The organism is Sutcliffiella horikoshii, assembly GCF_021991925.1.
In the GTDB taxonomy this organism is placed as follows: Bacteria; Bacillota; Bacilli; order Bacillales; family Bacillaceae_I; genus Sutcliffiella_A; species Sutcliffiella_A horikoshii_F.
This window is the reverse complement of the sequence record NZ_RXZI01000001.1, coordinates 496,831-514,080: the sequence shown is the minus strand read 5'-3', so window position 1 is coordinate 514,080 and position 17,250 is coordinate 496,831. Positions and strand designations below refer to the sequence as shown.

The following is a 17,250-nucleotide window of genomic DNA, read 5'->3' as shown; positions in this document are numbered from 1 at the left end:
TTATTTTATAGTTTAGCATGAATGGAAATATTATGACATAGTTAAAGCAACGGAAATATGAGAATATTCCTTCACTAATGTTTAGGAAAGGGTGTTTGTGGTGGAACTGGAGCAGATCTGGGATACATTTCTGGAAGAACTAAATAAAAATGATCTAGTAGTTCATTGTTTTCGTAAAAAAGTAGCCGGCATTCCTTTTTTATATGTGCAAATCGATTCTGACCATATTTACGACTGGGAGGAGAAGGGGCAATCTTTTATACATGTTTGTTCCAAAAAAGCGATGTTCAAGAAAAAGGTAACGGTGGAGACTCATTTTTTTCGGTGTCAGGATAATCTTTTTGTTTACCGCCATCGGTTCTATGTACCCCAGGAAAAGATGTTCTGCTGTGGTAACCTGTGTGAAGATTGTATCCGATTGAAGAAAAAAGCCTAAAAAAGAAGCTGCAAATGTGCAGCTTCATGGGTAACAATCTAGCTTGCTTTGCAGCCACATCCGCCACCGGAACCACAGCCACCACCGCAGCTTGTCATGGAGTCGAAAAACGGATTGCCTGTAGGCACTTTTACGTTCTTTGAAACCGCTTTTCCAATCATGACACTGATTTCATCCAAAGTTTTTTGGATGGCATCCTCTGCTTGCTTGAACGCGTGAATAGTCTCGTGGAGATCCACTTTCCGCTTCAATTCACGAGTTTCGAGGGTTACTTTACGATAATCAGGATGATACTTCCCGAATCTCTGTACTTCCTCATATCTTTCTTTTATAGAATCAAAAGCACGTATAAGTTCTTGTGCTTCTTGGTCATGTTGTAAATTATATAGACAGCGATGATAGTCTTCAGCAAGTTCGGACTGCCAAATCATCTTCGCTAATTCTTCCGCTTTTTCGACCATTTGAACATGCTCAAAAGTAGCAATCATCATGGAATACACCTCCAAGACCATCATACCATGTTTTACTACGGAAGTGTAATGCTCTGTTTAAGGGAAATCAGATTTCTACTTGGAAGCCTTCTTCAATACCATACTCTGATCGATCATTATGAAGCAGCTTCACCTTGATCTCATGCCTGCCTTGTGGAACTCCCTTTAGTATGAAAGCTCCACTTGTAAAAGTTTCCCATCGTTTATTATCCAGGTAAACTGCCACCTGTCCCTCTCCGTGTTTCTTTCCGCTAGCAGTAGACTGGAAGTGAAAATTAGGTGTAACGATGCATTCCATATAGATGTTAGTACCTTTAATTTGATGATGAACAGTCATGGATAAAGCGTTTTGTTTGGTTAAGGTTGAATGGGAGAGTACCTCCATCACTTCCCCATTGGAACCCACTTCACTCTCTGGTTTTTGCTGCTCTTCCTTGCATCCACCTAGTACCAACGTAAATAGACAGATAAATAAAATTGCCATTTTTTTCACTGCGTATTCTCCTTTCTTATACTTGTTTAGCTTTAGTTTGAGAAAGGAGGTATCATTCTATTCGAATCGAAATCAAAATAATACGCCCCCACTACATTTGGGAGCGTAATGATGCTATTAATCCATGTTTTTCATTGTTTGAAACATATGAACCATCATGGAAGCCATTTGAACGGAATTTTGAAATTTCTCCACTTTATGAGGGATTGTCTGCTTGTAATAATGCATAGAAGATAATTCAAAGTCATTCAGTTTCTCGGGGTTCCTTGTCAATGTCCGATACCACACTGGCTGTTCTCTTAAGTAGCTCTTCAACGTCTTCTTTTTTTGAATGTATTCATAGATATCTTTTCGCATGTATCTCATCCATTCCTAATCTTTTCGAAACGAAAACGGATTCTTTGCTCCTTGGGAAGGAGAACTTCCTTTTGATGCGTTGGGGAGGAATTGTTGGATCAGTTGTTGAATATTTCCGATAGCTGAATTGACATTTGTTAGATGATATTGCATTTGGTTCATATCCATCTTCTTCAATGATTGCAGCAATTGAGGAATAACATCAGATTTTGCCCCTTTGTCAACCTTATCAACTTGGGCCGCACCGTCCTGCCGGAAGCTCTTCCAACTCTCATCCTCTTCCCCGAGCAAATACCATTCCTCGAACAAATCCTGCCAAGTCTTTTTCTTGTTTCTTACTTCCTCTGACAGCTTAGGGTGCCTTTTTACAAAGTCCTTGAACTTTTCAATACTTGGATGTTTTTGTTTAGTTGCCATTCTCTCACCTCTTTTCTGCATATATGCCTAGTTTATTTTATTGTAAAAAAGAAAAAGCGTTCGCCTATTTTTCTTTTCTTCCGTGCTTTCCATTGTTAAGATGTAGATAGACTTTTGAGTAGAAAGAAGGACAAGAGAATGGATATCAGTCAGCAATGGGAAGATTTTTTAAGAGATGCAACCGAAGAGGAGCGCGATGTGGCTTCTTTATTCCTTCATAGTCTAAAAAGGAAAAGAGATGGAGTCAACGGTACTCATATCGGGGCACTTATGGAAATTAAGAGTGAGTTTCAAGAACCTGACACGTTAACAATGGAAATCCCGAATACATCACTGTTACAAAACTCCCTGGACATATTGCATGGGGGCTTGACGGCGACTTTGCTTGATTCGGCAATGGGAACACTCGCCTTCAAATTGATTCCGGAGGACAAGGCGGCTGTTACCACCGAAATGAAGGTGAATTATGTAGCAAAAGGAGTAGGCGATCATTTTACCTGTGTGGCCACAGTGATACACAAAGGCTCTAAGCTGCTTGTCATGGAAGGGAAGGTCTATCGTAGTGACGGTACTCTAATTGCACATGCTACCGGAAGTTTCTTTGTCATTCCCAAAAGAAGTTAGAAAGGGAGGGGAAAATGGTTACTGCTATTGTCATTCCTGTTCTGATCTTATATTTTTATTGGATAACAAGAAAAGAGGCAGCCAAACAGAAGGAACGTTGGGAAAACCTTTGCGAAATCCCCCTTGAATCGAGGGTGGAAGGCAAAGTGGTAGATCTGCATACGGAAAAGAAGCGGTTTTACCATCAATTATTTACCCAGGACACAATTATCCGGATACAGAATAATAATAAGATCATCAACATTGTCTACAAACAGCCCTATACAGAGTCCAATAGCCCCCCCTCCCTGATGCCTGGAGATGAGATAAGGATACATGGCATGTGGGAGGATGACTTGTTTCGGGCAGGAGAGATCCTTACAATCAAGAGAAAAGACAGCCCTGGGGAATAAGGCTGTCTTCTTTCTATATTCTTACCATGTTTCAATAAAATTCTGGGTATAATATTTCTCATTAACACCTACACCCAAATGAGTAAACCGAGAATTTAGTAATGTGTTTCTGTGACCTTCACTATTGAGCCAACCTTCAACAGCAGCAACCCCGTCCACATATTTTGCAGCAATGTTCTCTCCGGCAAGGCGAAACGTTATCTGCCCTTCCATTAACCTATCCGTCAACGTTCCTCTAGTAGGGGAGGTATGTGAAAAATAATTGCCCTCCCTCATGTCCTTACTATGTAAGTAGGCGACTTCAGCAGTATCTCCATCCCACTCCACAGCTTCAAGGTCAAAACGGGCTCTGATGATGTTGGTAAAATCAATGATTTGCTGTGCATTGCCTTCTTCAACCCTTGTCCACTCCTCTTCTGTCAGCTCTTTGGCATCAAGTAAAGGACCTCTATACACAAGCTCGTACGGTCGTTGTTTGATCAATGTTTCATCATTCATATATCGTACACTCGACAGCTGTTGTTCAAAATCGTCAAAATATAATTGAACATAAATATCCTCCACCTTTATCAAGGGGCGGGTCTTCATTTCTTCAGGCTTCAGCTGAAACTGATAGGAACCTTCCTTATGATCCACTGTTACACTATCAGGAAAATCATATTTTTCGTTCAATGATTCATAGGATTGTCCTATTTCAAATAGTTCATGTTTGCTCTCATTTCCTGTCCCAAAGACGGTCACTACTTTCCCATCACTTACACCAAATTGCATGTAATTTTCTAGATTCTTGTTGTATATCCACCATTCATAATCATAAGAAGATAAATCTTTTCGGTTAGGGTCACCAAAAGTATCTAGCAGTTCATTCGCATCTTTTCCCACAAAGGAGGCTAAACCTTCTATATTATCATTCATCTGAATTTCAGATTGAACAAATGCTTTTTCTTCAGATTCTCTTTTTTCCGGAGTAATCTGTCCGCTAAGAGGTTGTTCCTTTATGAAACTCTCTATTTCGTGAGGTTCAACATTTACAAATAGATACAAACAAAAAGCAATAAATAGCAAGAAAAATAAACCTCTCATCCACTGTTTCCCTCCCTTTTCTATCATTATATTTAATAGGAATCTTTTCATTCCACTTTTACGATTTACTAGACACTGGTAGAGTTATCCTATGTATACCCTTTTTGAAAAAAATGAATACTTCATAAGCATAATTAATAAAAGGTTCGTCCGTTAATCCACCGCTGTTTGATTCCAAAACGGCCTCCGTTTTCCACTGGACGCATGCGGAGCCTCTTTGGCATGCTGGGGGGTCTCCATTAGGCGCTACCTTCCGCAGGAGTCTTCCCCCATTACTACCATCAACATAGAATATTCGTAACCATCCAAATGCCTGACAGAACATAAAAAAAACTGGATTCTTTAACAATCCAGCTTTCCTTAGATGCTATTTTTCTGATATGTCACTAAGCGCTTCTCCTGCTTGATCATCGGAATAGTCGCGTATTGCCAAATCACCCAGTGAAACAATTCCGATTAGTGCTCCATTCTCCACTACAGGCAGCCTTCTTATCTGATGCTCAGCCATCTTATGAGCGGCTTCTTCAATAGAAGCATCGGGTCCGATGGTAATTAAGTGGTCACTCATGACATTGGTTACAGAATTGGAACCGGGATGCTTTTCAGCAATCCCTCTAACCACAAGATCTCTATCCGTAATCATTCCAAGTAGCTCATTGTTTTCAACAATCGGAATTGCTCCTACATTTAGATCTTTCATTTTGGTTGCGACCTCAAAAACATTATCAAGCGGTGTGCAAAAATCAACATTTGTTGTCATGACTTCACGTACAGTTTGCATAATCTGACCTCCATTAATATTCATACATAGCAGTTCATTAAATAGAGGAGGATAAGAGTATCCCTTCTCTCATCCTTAGGTTCACCATTTTCTACAAAATCATGACTTTTTCCAAAAAACTTTCTATGACAAGGATAGTTATTCTATTCCTTATTGAAAGTTATCCGCTTTCGTACTATTATTAACAGGGAGCATACTTATTTCGAGATGTAGAGATAGAAAAAGGAGTGTACATACATGAAAATTGAAAATACAGGTTTTGAAAATGAAAAAGTAGAATTATCCCGTTTAACGGACATTTTTGAGGATTTAGGCTTTGACCTTGCTGGTCAGTGGGATTACGAGCGAGTTACATTCGACCGTAAATTCGAAACAAAAGAAGGTGTATTTTACCTTCGCGTTCAAGGGTTTGCAGTAGAAGGTGATATTGGTGGTTCCCATGCCATGATCAACTTGCTTACACCGCTTTTAGGCAAACATTACTACCCACATGGTGTGGAATACGGTGAAGGTGAAACATTCCCATCCAATGTTGTTTCCACTTCTAAATCATTGTTAAAACAAGCGAAAGAACGCATGGATGCATTAAAATAATACAAGCTGCGAATGAAGGTGATTTGCTGGTATAAAACCTGCTGTCACCTTTTTTATTTGGAATTTATTTAACCCAGATTCCATCTACGTACACGTTCACTTCTTTTACTGTGTACCCGGTAATTACTTCAATTTCTTTTTTTATTAACTGCTGGAGTTCCTGAACCTTCATCGGTATACGTTGGTTATATTCGACTTCAATAAAGATATCGATGATAATATTATTATCCATGTCATATTGGATAACAGCATTATTCAATTGATCCTTGCTAAGTATGGAATAGAATTTACCCAGCAACCTTGGAGGAAGGCTTTTTATTCCACCGATATCAGTGACACATATGGATATGACTGTTTGGAGCAACATATTACTCATGTCTGTTTGACTTTTCTTAAGCTCCAACATATGATGAACCTCCTTTTTGTGGTTTTATTATTTTATGTGCATACACTAAACATGGTGCCTGTATGACTTATCTTTCCCATTTCCCTTTCTTTATCAAAAAAATCATAATTACGATCTAGACACATATTTATTTTCTTACATACTGTTATTTCAATAAAATCCGTACTATAATTAATATAGGAGTATGGTATTAGAAAGGAGACATCCATTGTCAACGCTGTTTAGTATTCGAACACTTTTTATTCTAATCATCATTGCGGTAATAGCCGTAATTGCATTTTTTATATTGCCTGTTTCCATTCCCATTATCATTGCGTTAATTACTGCTCTTTTTCTTGAACCTCTTGTAAGGCTGATTCAAGAACGTGCCAAACTAAAAAGGAACCTTTCTGTTTTTATCGTATTTTTGATGTTTGTCACGAGCATTGGAATCATGGGCTACTTTCTGACAACTAAAGTGATTACAGAAGCAATCAACCTAGTAGAAAATGCACCATCCTACATAAATGAAGTGAATCGGGTATGGAGGGATTTCCAGGAAGATATGACTAATGCTTCTGAAGACCTACCACCTGAATTTGTCAGTGAAATTAGCCTGCAGGTAGATAAATTGCTTTATGATCTGAGGATATACTTAACTGACCTTTTCAATATCCAAAATGTAAAGAATATCTTTACCAACATACCGAATTATCTCGTCAGTTTCATTGTCTACTTGATAGCCTTGTTTCTGTTTCTTCTGGATATGCCTCGCTTGAAAGCCGGCCTCTATTCACATTTGAAAGAAGAAACGGCAGATAAGGTCCACTTTATGAGTTCCAGGTTATCTTATGTAATTTTCGGATTTTTTAAAGCCCAGTTTTTAGTGAGCATTATCATATTTTTCATTACACTTATAGGTTTACTATTCATAGCCCCTGAGGTTGCTTTACTCATGGCCTTCATAATCTGGGTCATTGATTTCATTCCGATTATCGGCTCAATTGTCATACTAGGACCATGGGCATTGTTCCACCTTATAACAGGTGATATCAGTCTCGGGACGCAGTTGGCTATACTAGCAGTCGTATTGCTAATCATCAGAAGGACAGTTGAACCGAAAGTGATGGGCAGCCATATTGGTCTTTCACCATTAGCTACACTGATTGCCATGTATTTAGGTTTAAAGTTGATTGGTATCTTAGGATTCATTGTCGGTCCACTCTTGTTGATTGCGTTCAACTCGGCCCGTGAGGCAGGAATTATCAAAATGAACTTTAAGATATAACTTAAAAAAGGTGTTCGGACATTTGTCCAAACACCTTTTTTTATAGTCCCAGTATTGCTTTGAAAACAGATGTGGTTTCTCCACCTTGATAGATAACGTATAACAATAGGTATACGGCAACTCCTGTGATAGCTGTCGTAAACCATATAATACTGGTAATAGGCCCAAGCTTTCTGTGTCTATCCAGACGATTTTTATATCCTGTCCATAATGTAATGATTCCCATCACAGCACCTACTGTCGCAAGTGTAATATGGAACAGAAGAAAAATAGTATAATACACTTTTATATCATCAGGTCCTCCAAAGCTAGTGTTTCCGACAAAAATGGTCCTTGAAGCATATATAATAAAGAAGATGATAGCAAAGATTGCTGCTAAAAACATCACTTTTTTATGCGCTTCAATCTTTCTTTTAATAATCAGATACCAGCCTATCGCAACAAAAATTGCACTCAGTACAATAAAAAACGTACTGATTGTTGGCATAATTGGAATTGAATAATCCATTTCTTTCTCCCCTCGTACTAACTTGTTGCTGTCTATCCAGTCATTCTGCTACTTTTGGATGCATTGCCTTGTTCAGATCCATTTCATCCTTTTCACGCTCTCGTCTGGCCCATCCAAAGAAAACATAGGCAAGTATGCTTCCATACATGATTTCCTGAATGATCTTCATGATGACACCGCCGAGCTGTTGATCTTCCACCAGTGGCAACGCATTAAATAACTCAGGGCCTCCAAGGTCAAGGCCTGCCAACGTTCCCGCCGGCACACACAATTCAAGCGCAGCAAGCCAAGCCGTCATCTCTGAGTAGGTTGCATATAAAGGCTGATCCGCGAAAATGATCAGCGCACACGCAGGCGTAAGCAGCATCCCGTCAGCCATGATATATCCAATCTTTTTAATTCCGGATAAACGTTGCTCCTCAGGTAGCGGATTGACAAGCGGCCACCACATGATAAATGCTCCAACGAACATAACGGTTGTATAGGTTGTATGATAGACCATGTCGACTTTTATTGTATCAAATACAACAGGTATATGGTAAAGAGAGAAAAGCACATTAAACACCAATAATGCTATCAGTGGCTTGGAGATAAATCTGAATACCGGCTTAACAACCGGTAGATTGATGACTTTTCTTAATATCCATGCGGGCATTCCCATCAACAAGATAGGAGGTATTACCAGATAGAGTATGGCCATTTGTGTCATATGTGCACTAAGCATCAAATGGCTTAACAGATCCACCGGGGAACCTTTTACCAAGTAGAACAAGATCATACTGCTTAGAAAAAATGCACGTTGCTTATTAGATATCTCTTCCGAATCCTTGAAGCGGTGTCGTCCTTTTCCAGTAATATAAAAATACAGAATTGTTATAAGTATGGTTGTCGCCAATAAATATGGACTCCATAACGCTTGAAATCCAAACATATCCAAGTTGCCGATCATTATGCTGTCACCTCAATTTTTTAAAGCTTCATCACTTTCACTTTACATACATATTATACTATACAAGGATAAGCCCATTCAATGAAGTGTGAAAAAGGATGGTTCCATAAACAGTAAGTGTCATTATTTAGACAAGGTTCAAGTGTGTTTATTAAACAAAGCAAAAAGGCAGCCTATGGAGGCTGCCTTTTCCATTTGATATTACCACCAAATGATAGTCGTGAAAGCTAAGATTGTAATCAATCCAACTGCCAAACCAGAGTATAAGAACAACGCTGGCGTTTCATGCCCTTTGTGGTTCATGTGCATGAAATAGTAAAGCTGGAAGATACACTGAACGATTGCAAGCAAGATGATGAATGGTACGATAAAGTACTTGGACATCTCTGCACCAACCGCCAAGAAAGCAAGTAGAGTAAGGAAGATCATTAATACGAAGGAAACAACTTGGTATTTCATTTCTTCCTTATTCTTTTTACGACGGTATTCTAAATCTACTTTTGGGTTACCTGTATTTGATTGAGTATTTGCCATCAGTCATCACACCAATCCCATTAAATATACTACAGTAAAGATGAATAACCATACAACGTCGATAAAGTGCCAGTAAAGTGATGCTACATAGAACTTAGGAGCATTGTACAGATCCAATCCACGTCTCATGTTACGGATCAAAAGTGTACCGATCCATAATAATCCGAAGAATACGTGGGCACCGTGAGTACCAACTAATACATAGAATGCAGATCCAAATGCACTACTAGTAATCGTATGGCCTAAATGGATATAATGATTGAACTCATAAATCTCTAGGATTAAGAACGCTAATCCTAGGAGCCATGTGATACCCATCCATAATTGCATCTTTTTGAAGTTAAAGTTTTTCATGTGGTACATAGCGTACACACTTGTTAAAGAACTTGTCAAAAGAATCATCGTTGCGGCAAATACAAGCCCAAGGTCAAATAATTCTTTTTGGTCCGGACCGGAAACAATGGAATCTGGTCCACTAAGAGCTAAATAAGTTGCAAACAATGAAGCAAATAAAACAGTCTCTCCGCCTAGAAATAACCAGAAACCTAAGAACTTGTTTTTACCTTCAAGGGTTGCCTTTTCAGGCGAAGCTGGGAAAGTTTCTGCTGTTAATTTCTCTTCTGTATGCATTATAGCTTCGCCCCCTTGTCCTCATCTTCACCAAGAAGATCCTCTTTATGAATATGATATCCATGATCGTCGATTATAGAACGGAAGAACATGGCACCAAATGTTACTAACAATCCAATGATCATTACCGGGATACCCCAAGCGTATTCATTCTTGAATAGTACACCGAATGCTGCAATGAACAATCCAAATGAAATGATAAAAGGAAGAATGGAACCGTTAGGCATGTGAATATCACCAATTGGTTCTGCAGGCGTCATGCCTTTTTTGCCTTCCATCTTCTCAACCCATAAAGGATCAAGTCCACGAACAAGCGGAGTTTGTGTAAAGTTGTGCTCTGGTGGTGGTGAAGGAATGGACCATTCTAACGTACGGCCATAACCCCAAGCATCCCCAGCAACTGTTTGCTTGCTTAAAGAAGTTTTTACGATATTAATGAACAATACAACTGTTGCAAGTGCCATGAAAATTGCTCCCACGGAACTGATAAGGTTGGCAAGATCCCATCCTAAATCCTTACCGAATGTAAATACACGACGTGGCATACCCATTAGGCCAAGGAAATGCTGGATGAAGAAAGTTAAATGGAAACCGAAGAAGAACAACCAAAACGTGATCTTTCCTAGCTTCTCATCTAAAATCTTACCAAAAATCTTCGGCCACCAGTAGTGAAGTCCAGCAAATAGACCGAACACTACCCCACCAACGATTACATAGTGGAAGTGGGCTACTACAAAGTAGGAATCATGGTACTGATAATCAGCAGCTGCTGAAGCTAACATAACCCCTGTAACCCCACCAAGTACGAAAGTAGGAATGAATGCTACAGACCAAAGCATGGCAGTATTGATTTGTAACTGTCCGCCCCACATGGTGAACATCCAGTTAAAGATTTTGATACCTGTTGGTACGGCAATTGCCATTGTAGCTACCGCAAAGATCGCGTTCGCAATTGGTCCAAGACCGGTTGTGAACATGTGGTGAGCCCATACCATGAATCCTAAGAAACCGATTAGTACTGTTGCGAATACCATGGAAGAGTATCCGAATAAGCGTTTCTTGGAGAAAGTTGAGAATACATCAGAGAAAATACCGAATGCAGGTAAGATCAATATGTATACCTCAGGATGTCCAAAAATCCAGAATAGATGTTCCCAGATTACTGTGTTACCACCTAGGTTCGGATCAAAGAATGCTGTACCGAATAGACGGTCGAACATTAACAGTGCCAACCCTACAGTTAATGGAGGGAAAGCAAAAAGAATTAATGCAGATGCTACAAATGTGGACCATGTGAATAATGGCATACGCATATATGTCATACCAGGTGCACGCATATTGATGATTGTAACAAGGAAGTTGATTCCCCCGATTAGAGTACCAATACCCGATATCTGGAGTCCTAATGCGTAAAAGTCGATACCAGACCCCTCAGATGCAAGGGAAAGTGACGCATAAGACGTCCACCCAGCATCAGGAGCACCAGGGCCATCAACACCAATAAACCAACTAAGGTTAAGAAAAACTCCTCCAAAGAAGAATAACCAAAATCCTAATGCGTTGATAAATGGGAATGCAACGTCACGTGCTCCGATTTGTAAAGGAACAGCTGCGTTCATGAACGCGAACAATAATGGCATCGCTGCCAGGAAAATCATTGTTGTTCCGTGCATAGTAAGTATTTCATTATAAAGGCCAGCAGCTAAAAAATCATTATTAGGTACAGCCAATTGGATACGAATGAACATCGCTTCCAGGCCACCAACGATAAAGAAGAATCCGCCGGCAATAAGGTAAAGGATGGCGATTTTCTTATGGTCAACCGTTGTCAGGTAGTCCCAAACCGTTGCGCCAAAGCCTTTTTTCTGTGCTAACGTACTCACAATGTAACCTCCCTTTCTTAAAAATCTATTCTTCGTCTACTTTTAATGACATTAAGTATTCAACAAGAGCGTCTACTTCTTCCTGATTCAAGTCCCCGTATTTTCCTGTCATCAGGTTACCAGGCTTGATTGCTTCAGGATCTTTAATCCATCTTTCCAACTCTCCAGGTGTATGATCTAAGATACCAGCGATCTTAGTTCGATCTCCGAAGTTTGTTAAGTTTGGTCCTACGTTTGCATCGGCCTGAGGATCTGCTCCGATTGCGTGACACGCAATACAGCTTTGAGCGAAGATTTCTTCCCCAGCTTGTGCAAGTTCCGTATCATCAGCTGCATGCTCTGTTCCTTGCATGTCTTCAATCCACTGATCAAACTCTTCACGAGGCATTGTTTTAACTTTGAAGTCCATCAATGCATGGGAAGGTCCGCATAACTCGGCACATTTTCCGTGGAATAGGTTTTCTGCCTGTCCTACACGCTCTGAGTCAAAGTTTAACCAGAATCGGTTTGTGTTGTCAGTATTTGTATCCATTTTCCCTCCAGCAGAAGGAATCCAGAAGGAGTGTTTTACTTGACTTGCTTCCAAGTTGAAGTAAATATTCTCATCTGTTGGAACATATAAATCTTGACTTGTCACCACTCCATACTCTGGGTATTCAAACTCCCACCAGTATAGATGTGCCGTAACATTTACTACAAGTGCATCCGTATCTTCCTCATCCATTTTGCTTACATCAGCTAGGTGGAAAGTGTAAGATACAGTTGGAACTGCTAAGATTAATAGTAATAAAATCGGAATAACAGTCCAGGTGATTTCAAGCTTGTGGCTTCCCTCCACTTGCTTTGGAATAATTTCTTTATCGCCTTTACGCTGACGGAATTTTACTACAACGTAAATGAAGATAATAGAAACCACAACTACTACAAGAGTCATAATTGCTGTGCTTAACAAAATCAGTGATTTTTGCATATCTGCCACTTCACCTACCGGCTGAAGTGCAGATAAGAATGGTTTACCACAGCCTGATAAGAATAGCGCCATTACACTGAAAAGTGATACTATACGCCAATTAGGTAGCCATTTCTTCATAGCCTAATCAAACCCCTCTTTCATATTTAGTGAGTGAAGTAGAATGTATTGATAAATTCCTTCAAAGCTTTTAGAAAGAATCTAATCACGAAGTTAGATGTAGATCCGATTCGTCACCGGACCTTCACATGCTTTCACCTCAATAGACAAAATTCGCACTCAATGATTACTATACCACAGCTTGCGTTATTTCACCCTTTAAATTTGAGGGAATAGCGTGAAAACAGACAGCCACTCTAAGTAAGCAATAGCTGTCATGTTCATTTCTTCATTTTTACCTGATTAAAAGATTGTCACAATAATCATAGAGACAAAAAGAATGGTCAAATAATTCAACGAGTAGACAAACATCAGCGTTGCCCATTTCATTCCATCTTTCATCTTAAATCCAGCTATGCTTAAAGCAAGCCAGCCCAGATTCAATAAAGTTGCCAAGATGATCAATGCCCCTCCCAGGTCGAAAAGCCAGAAAGGAAGTGGCAACAGACAGGCAACCCACACAAGCATTTGCCTTCTAGTAATATCAAAGCCATGCACAACAGGTAGCATCGGGATGCCAGCATTCCGATATTCTTCACACCTTCTAATCGCAATGGCAAGGAAATGCGGAATCTGCCATACAAACATGATGAAAAATAATATCCATGCGATCAAGGAAAGGCTCGGATCGACAGCTGCCCATCCAATCAGAGGCGGAACCGCTCCTGATATACTTCCGATGACCGTGTTAAGGGTGTTTTTCCTTTTAGACCACATTGTATATAAAACCACATAGGTGAAAGCCCCAATAAGTCCGATTACAGCAGCCATAATCGTAGTAAAAGCCAATACTACCGTACCGACAGCTGTAAGGATCAGTCCGAGGTAAAGTGCCCCTTTTGGGTCCATCCTACCAGTTACAGTCGGTCGGTTTTTTGTTCTCGTCATTAGATGATCGATATCCCGGTCTATATAGTTATTTAAACTACAGGAACCTGCTACAACAAGAGATGAGCCAATCATTGTAAGGAACACGATATCCAAATTAGCGATAAAACCATCTGTCTGGGTAAAATATATGGCTAACCAGAGGCCGGTAAACGTAGTGATGAAATTGGAATTAACGATCCCAATTTTTATTAGCGCTAAGAAGTCTTTCCATTTAGAAGGAGCAACTTCCATACCTTGAGGACGTTCATCTGATAATGAAGCAGGCGCTTGGTCCAAAGTCCTCAAATCTGCCATTTATATTCCTCCTTTGAACCTGAATGCAAACTTTCCACTTTAGAAAGGGTGAAGTGAATGCGTTTTCACCACCGCAGTTTAAAAGCAGTTCTTTGCATGTATGAAGCAACAGGTGCTTACGTTACATTCTCTCTGTATATTAAATCATATTTGCTAAATACATTGTGAATTATATTTGAAGAAAATATGACTAATTTGTGTCACCTAGAAAGAATAGCACCCGCACTTTATAAAACGGTATATAATAAGATTTGTTGAAGCTGTTCACATTGGTGAATAAGCTTTTATCACACTTCCCTTATATATTTCTAGCAGACTCCACACCATTATTCAACCTTTTTCACGATAATAATTTCCTCGTTTATAACTGCACGGGGATGTTGTCAATTACCGTCAGATTGTGTAGTATTGGGAGGACGTTTACTATTTTAACATTTTTACTCTTTTTTTTATATAAGGGAGATAGAAATTCTTTCTAAGAAGGTGAATCTAGTGTACAAATTATTGAAATGGTTCGCCGTTTGCACGTCTATTGTCATGCTATTTGTTTTAATTGGGGGAGCACTTGTTACAAAAACTGGATCAGGTATGGGCTGTGGAAGATCTTGGCCTCTCTGTCATGGTGAGCTTATTCCAAGTAATATTGATTTTGCCCTAATAGTGGAGTTAAGTCACCGTTTAGTTTCCGGTGTTGCTGCTCTTATGGTATTGACACTTGCAATCTGGGCATGGAGAACCATCGGACATAAAAGAGAAACAAAATTCTTGGCACTATTATCGTTTCTGGTTTTAATCTTACAGGCACTAATTGGTGCTGCAGCTGTTATGTGGGGACAATCCTCCGCAGTGCTGGCACTTCACTTCGGTATATCTTTAGTGTCCTTTGCTTCTGTATTCCTTCTTACCCTCCTGATTTTTGAAGTAGATAAGAAGTTCGATGCAGAAACGATGATTGTAGACCGCCGAATGTCCTTCCATATTATCGGAATAATCGTCTATTGTTATATGGTTGTATATAGTGGTGCCTTAGTAAGACACGTTGGTGCAAGTTTAGCTTGCCCAAGTTGGCCAAGCTGTACACGAAATGGACTGGGAATTCCAACCCAAATGCATGAATGGATTCAAATGGGACACCGTGCTGCCGCTGGACTGATTGTGGTGTGGATTGTTTATGTAACCATCCTGGCCATAAAAAAATACAAACACCAGCCTGTTATTCATTTCGGCTGGGTGATCTGTTCCATCCTGGTTTTATTACAAGCAACAACAGGCGCCCTAGTTGTCGTAACCAATCTTAATATCTTTGTCGCCTTGCTTCATGCACTTATCATCTCCTGTTTATTTGGAGTTCTAAGTTACTTCTTGATGCTTGTGACACGAAATAAAAGCAATCGCATAAAATTGGGAAATGACACAACAAAATCAATGTAAAAAAGAGCGGGAGCTTATTCCCACTCTTTTTTCAACTTTGTAAAGCAACTATTACCAGAATGATTGTATTACCTGTAGCTCCACGGATCTCCATATTCTGCGACTTACATGGAGCAGTCTTAGTACTGCGACTACAATCAACTTGCTATTTGCTTATCCTATTAAATGATTAGAACTACCCTTTGGTCAGGTTAAATTTTTAAACATTTGAATCGCCCTTTTTCTTTGCAGACTATGGTCCACAATAGGTTCTGGGTAATCCTTGCCAATGATGCAATTTGCTTTTTCTTGATCTTGGTCACTCATTTTCCATGGTTCATGTATGAATGCTTCCGGGACTCCACTCATTTCAGGAACGTATTTTCTGATATACTCTCCTCTAGGATCAAACCGTTTTGACTGGGTGATTGGATTAAAAATCCGAAAATATGGCACTGCATCCGTTCCAACTGATGCAGCCCATTGCCAGCCTCCGATATTGGACGACTCATCATAATCATGCAGCATCTCCTCAAAATATAATTCCCCGAACCTCCAATCCATCAGTAAATCTTTCGTGAGAAAAGAAGCGGTAATCATTCTGATCCGGTTTTGCATCCAACCCTCCTGCTTCAATTGTCTCATTCCTGCATCAACTATCGGAAAGCCCGTGTTTCCCTCTTTCCACTTTTGGAGGAGGTTTTCATCCATACTCCAATCAAGCTGATGATATTTCTCATCGATTTCTTGCGATTTACTATTAGGATAATGATGATAAATCATATTGTAAAAGTCACGCCAGGCGAGTTCTTTCACAAATGTATCCATCCCAGTGCTGTAAGACGTCAGTTGTTTTTCCTGGATATAATAGAGGATGGTCCGGGCAGAAATGGCACCTGTCCTTAAAAATACAGACAGTTTAGAAGTTCCATTTGCTGCAGGCAGGTCCCTTAACCGGTCGTAATGATCAACCTTGTCCTTTAGAAAGCTTTGAAGCAGCTTGAATGCTTGTTCTTCCTGTGGATTATCCTCTTGTGCAGGCAACCTTTTAGCTATCTTGGATAAACTTTCTAGGCCTTCGTTATACAACCCATCATCTTTGACCGAGATATTTTTTATAGTTTCTTCATTAACAGTTACAGGATCCTTTTTAGGGAGAGAGTTCCATTTTTTAAAATAAGGTGTAAATATTTTATAAATGCTGTTGTCCGCCTTCTTCACTTCATCCGCATGATGAATGTTGTAATCATCATAAGAATGAACCCTAATATTCTTTTGACATAAAAATCTCTCAATCTCTTTATCCCTTTTATACCCTTCTCCTACTTCGTCCTTATTTAAATATAAAGAAGTCATGTCGGGAAAATGATTTAATAATTTTAAAAAAGCATCTTTCCAGGTCCCTTCTAATACGTGGACAAAGATTCCCTTTGCTTCACCATGCTTAATGAATTCTTGTAAGGCAGTAAAGAAGAACCGATGATTCGGTGTATCCTTGCTGGTGAATTTCGGGTCTAGATGGTACATAAACAATATAAGTTCTTTTCTATGTTGCGCTTCCTTTACCGCGTGGTATAAAGCTGTGTTGTCCTGTAGCCGGAAATCCCTTCGAAACCACATCACAGATAAAGTCATTAGTACGTCACCTCGTCCATTATTATAGTGGCGCATTGGTATAAAG

The 17,250-nt window shown here is 39.6% G+C and carries 21 protein-coding genes; 6 read left to right on the top strand and 15 right to left on the bottom strand.

The window, feature by feature from the left end:
- Positions 1-100: 100 nt before the first annotated feature.
- Positions 101-436 (top strand): hypothetical protein, encoded by a 336-nt coding sequence (locus EKQ44_RS02505; RefSeq protein ID WP_237661937.1) that lies wholly within the window; start codon positions 101-103, stop codon positions 434-436.
- A gap of 38 nt (positions 437-474) precedes the next feature.
- On the opposite strand, the gene EKQ44_RS02500 is transcribed toward EKQ44_RS02505, so the two are convergent.
- The 4 genes from EKQ44_RS02500 to ylbD all read right to left on the bottom strand — a co-directional run bounded on the left by EKQ44_RS02500 (position 475) and on the right by ylbD (position 2,194).
- A complete protein-coding gene (locus EKQ44_RS02500; RefSeq protein ID WP_237662543.1) occupies positions 475-924 on the bottom strand; it encodes a YlbF/YmcA family competence regulator in 450 nt (149 codons plus the stop codon).
- Between the two features lie 70 nt (positions 925-994).
- Complete coding sequence (locus EKQ44_RS02495; RefSeq protein WP_237661936.1) at positions 995-1,420, bottom strand: hypothetical protein; 426 nt, start codon at positions 1,418-1,420, stop codon at positions 995-997.
- Positions 1,421-1,537: 117 nt separating this feature from the next.
- Positions 1,538-1,777, bottom strand: coding sequence for a YlbE-like family protein (locus tag EKQ44_RS02490; RefSeq protein WP_063561234.1), 240 nt, complete (start codon positions 1,775-1,777; stop codon positions 1,538-1,540).
- Between the two features lie 15 nt (positions 1,778-1,792).
- Complete coding sequence (gene ylbD, locus EKQ44_RS02485; RefSeq protein ID WP_237661935.1) at positions 1,793-2,194, bottom strand: YlbD family protein; 402 nt, start codon at positions 2,192-2,194, stop codon at positions 1,793-1,795.
- 138 nt (positions 2,195-2,332) lie between these two features.
- On the opposite strand from ylbD, the gene EKQ44_RS02480 reads away from it, so the two are divergent.
- Together EKQ44_RS02480 and EKQ44_RS02475 are read left to right on the top strand one after the other, a co-directional pair.
- A complete protein-coding gene (locus EKQ44_RS02480) occupies positions 2,333-2,818 on the top strand; it encodes a PaaI family thioesterase (RefSeq protein ID WP_237661934.1) in 486 nt (161 codons plus the stop codon).
- A 14-nt stretch (positions 2,819-2,832) separates the two neighbouring features.
- Positions 2,833-3,210: a hypothetical protein gene (locus EKQ44_RS02475; RefSeq protein ID WP_237661933.1), complete on the top strand. Its 378-nt coding sequence runs from the start codon at positions 2,833-2,835 to the stop codon at positions 3,208-3,210.
- A gap of 21 nt (positions 3,211-3,231) precedes the next feature.
- Here EKQ44_RS02475 and EKQ44_RS02470 read toward each other — a convergent pair whose 3' ends face one another.
- The gene (locus EKQ44_RS02470) at positions 3,232-4,293 is read right to left on the bottom strand and encodes a CAP domain-containing protein (protein ID WP_237661932.1); all 1,062 of its coding nucleotides are present in this window, start codon (positions 4,291-4,293) and stop codon (positions 3,232-3,234) included.
- A gap of 367 nt (positions 4,294-4,660) precedes the next feature.
- Positions 4,661-5,074, bottom strand: coding sequence for a CBS domain-containing protein (locus EKQ44_RS02465; protein ID WP_237661931.1), 414 nt, complete (start codon positions 5,072-5,074; stop codon positions 4,661-4,663).
- 237 nt (positions 5,075-5,311) lie between these two features.
- On the opposite strand from EKQ44_RS02465, the gene EKQ44_RS02460 reads away from it, so the two are divergent.
- Complete coding sequence (locus EKQ44_RS02460) at positions 5,312-5,668, top strand: YugN family protein (protein WP_237661930.1); 357 nt, start codon at positions 5,312-5,314, stop codon at positions 5,666-5,668.
- A gap of 64 nt (positions 5,669-5,732) precedes the next feature.
- Here the strand turns inward: EKQ44_RS02460 and EKQ44_RS02455 are convergent, their stop codons facing one another.
- On the bottom strand, positions 5,733-6,074 hold the full coding sequence (locus EKQ44_RS02455) for an Asp23/Gls24 family envelope stress response protein (RefSeq protein ID WP_237661929.1): 342 nt from the start codon (positions 6,072-6,074) through the stop codon (positions 5,733-5,735).
- Between the two features lie 208 nt (positions 6,075-6,282).
- Between EKQ44_RS02455 and ytvI the strand changes: the two genes are divergently transcribed.
- Entirely contained in the window at positions 6,283-7,341 is a 1,059-nt protein-coding gene (gene ytvI / locus EKQ44_RS02450; RefSeq protein ID WP_237661928.1) for a sporulation integral membrane protein YtvI, read from the top strand.
- Between the two features lie 40 nt (positions 7,342-7,381).
- Here the strand turns inward: ytvI and EKQ44_RS02445 are convergent, their stop codons facing one another.
- From EKQ44_RS02445 to cyoE, 7 genes are all read right to left on the bottom strand, one after another.
- The gene (locus EKQ44_RS02445) at positions 7,382-7,849 is read right to left on the bottom strand and encodes a DUF420 domain-containing protein (RefSeq protein WP_237661927.1); all 468 of its coding nucleotides are present in this window, start codon (positions 7,847-7,849) and stop codon (positions 7,382-7,384) included.
- 40 nt (positions 7,850-7,889) lie between these two features.
- A complete protein-coding gene (gene ctaG, locus EKQ44_RS02440) occupies positions 7,890-8,798 on the bottom strand; it encodes a cytochrome c oxidase assembly factor CtaG (RefSeq protein WP_237661926.1) in 909 nt (302 codons plus the stop codon).
- Between the two features lie 201 nt (positions 8,799-8,999).
- A complete protein-coding gene (ctaF, locus tag EKQ44_RS02435; protein ID WP_237661925.1) occupies positions 9,000-9,332 on the bottom strand; it encodes a cytochrome c oxidase subunit IVB in 333 nt (110 codons plus the stop codon).
- Positions 9,333-9,338: 6 nt separating this feature from the next.
- Complete coding sequence (locus tag EKQ44_RS02430; protein ID WP_237661924.1) at positions 9,339-9,962, bottom strand: cytochrome (ubi)quinol oxidase subunit III; 624 nt, start codon at positions 9,960-9,962, stop codon at positions 9,339-9,341.
- Positions 9,962-11,845 (bottom strand): cytochrome c oxidase subunit I, encoded by a 1,884-nt coding sequence (gene ctaD, locus EKQ44_RS02425; RefSeq protein ID WP_237661923.1) that lies wholly within the window; start codon positions 11,843-11,845, stop codon positions 9,962-9,964. The genes EKQ44_RS02430 and ctaD overlap by 1 nt, the downstream gene beginning before the upstream one ends.
- 25 nt (positions 11,846-11,870) lie before the next feature.
- The gene (gene coxB / locus EKQ44_RS02420; protein ID WP_237661922.1) at positions 11,871-12,935 is read right to left on the bottom strand and encodes a cytochrome c oxidase subunit II; all 1,065 of its coding nucleotides are present in this window, start codon (positions 12,933-12,935) and stop codon (positions 11,871-11,873) included.
- Positions 12,936-13,217: 282 nt separating this feature from the next.
- Positions 13,218-14,159, bottom strand: coding sequence for a heme o synthase (gene cyoE, locus EKQ44_RS02415; protein ID WP_414491239.1), 942 nt, complete (start codon positions 14,157-14,159; stop codon positions 13,218-13,220).
- Between the two features lie 492 nt (positions 14,160-14,651).
- On the opposite strand from cyoE, the gene EKQ44_RS02410 reads away from it, so the two are divergent.
- On the top strand, positions 14,652-15,590 hold the full coding sequence (locus tag EKQ44_RS02410; RefSeq protein WP_237661921.1) for a COX15/CtaA family protein: 939 nt from the start codon (positions 14,652-14,654) through the stop codon (positions 15,588-15,590).
- A 186-nt stretch (positions 15,591-15,776) separates the two neighbouring features.
- Here EKQ44_RS02410 and EKQ44_RS02405 read toward each other — a convergent pair whose 3' ends face one another.
- Positions 15,777-17,204, bottom strand: a complete 1,428-nt coding sequence (locus EKQ44_RS02405; RefSeq protein WP_237661920.1) for a cryptochrome/photolyase family protein — start codon at positions 17,202-17,204, stop codon at positions 15,777-15,779.
- Positions 17,205-17,250 lie beyond the last annotated feature (46 nt).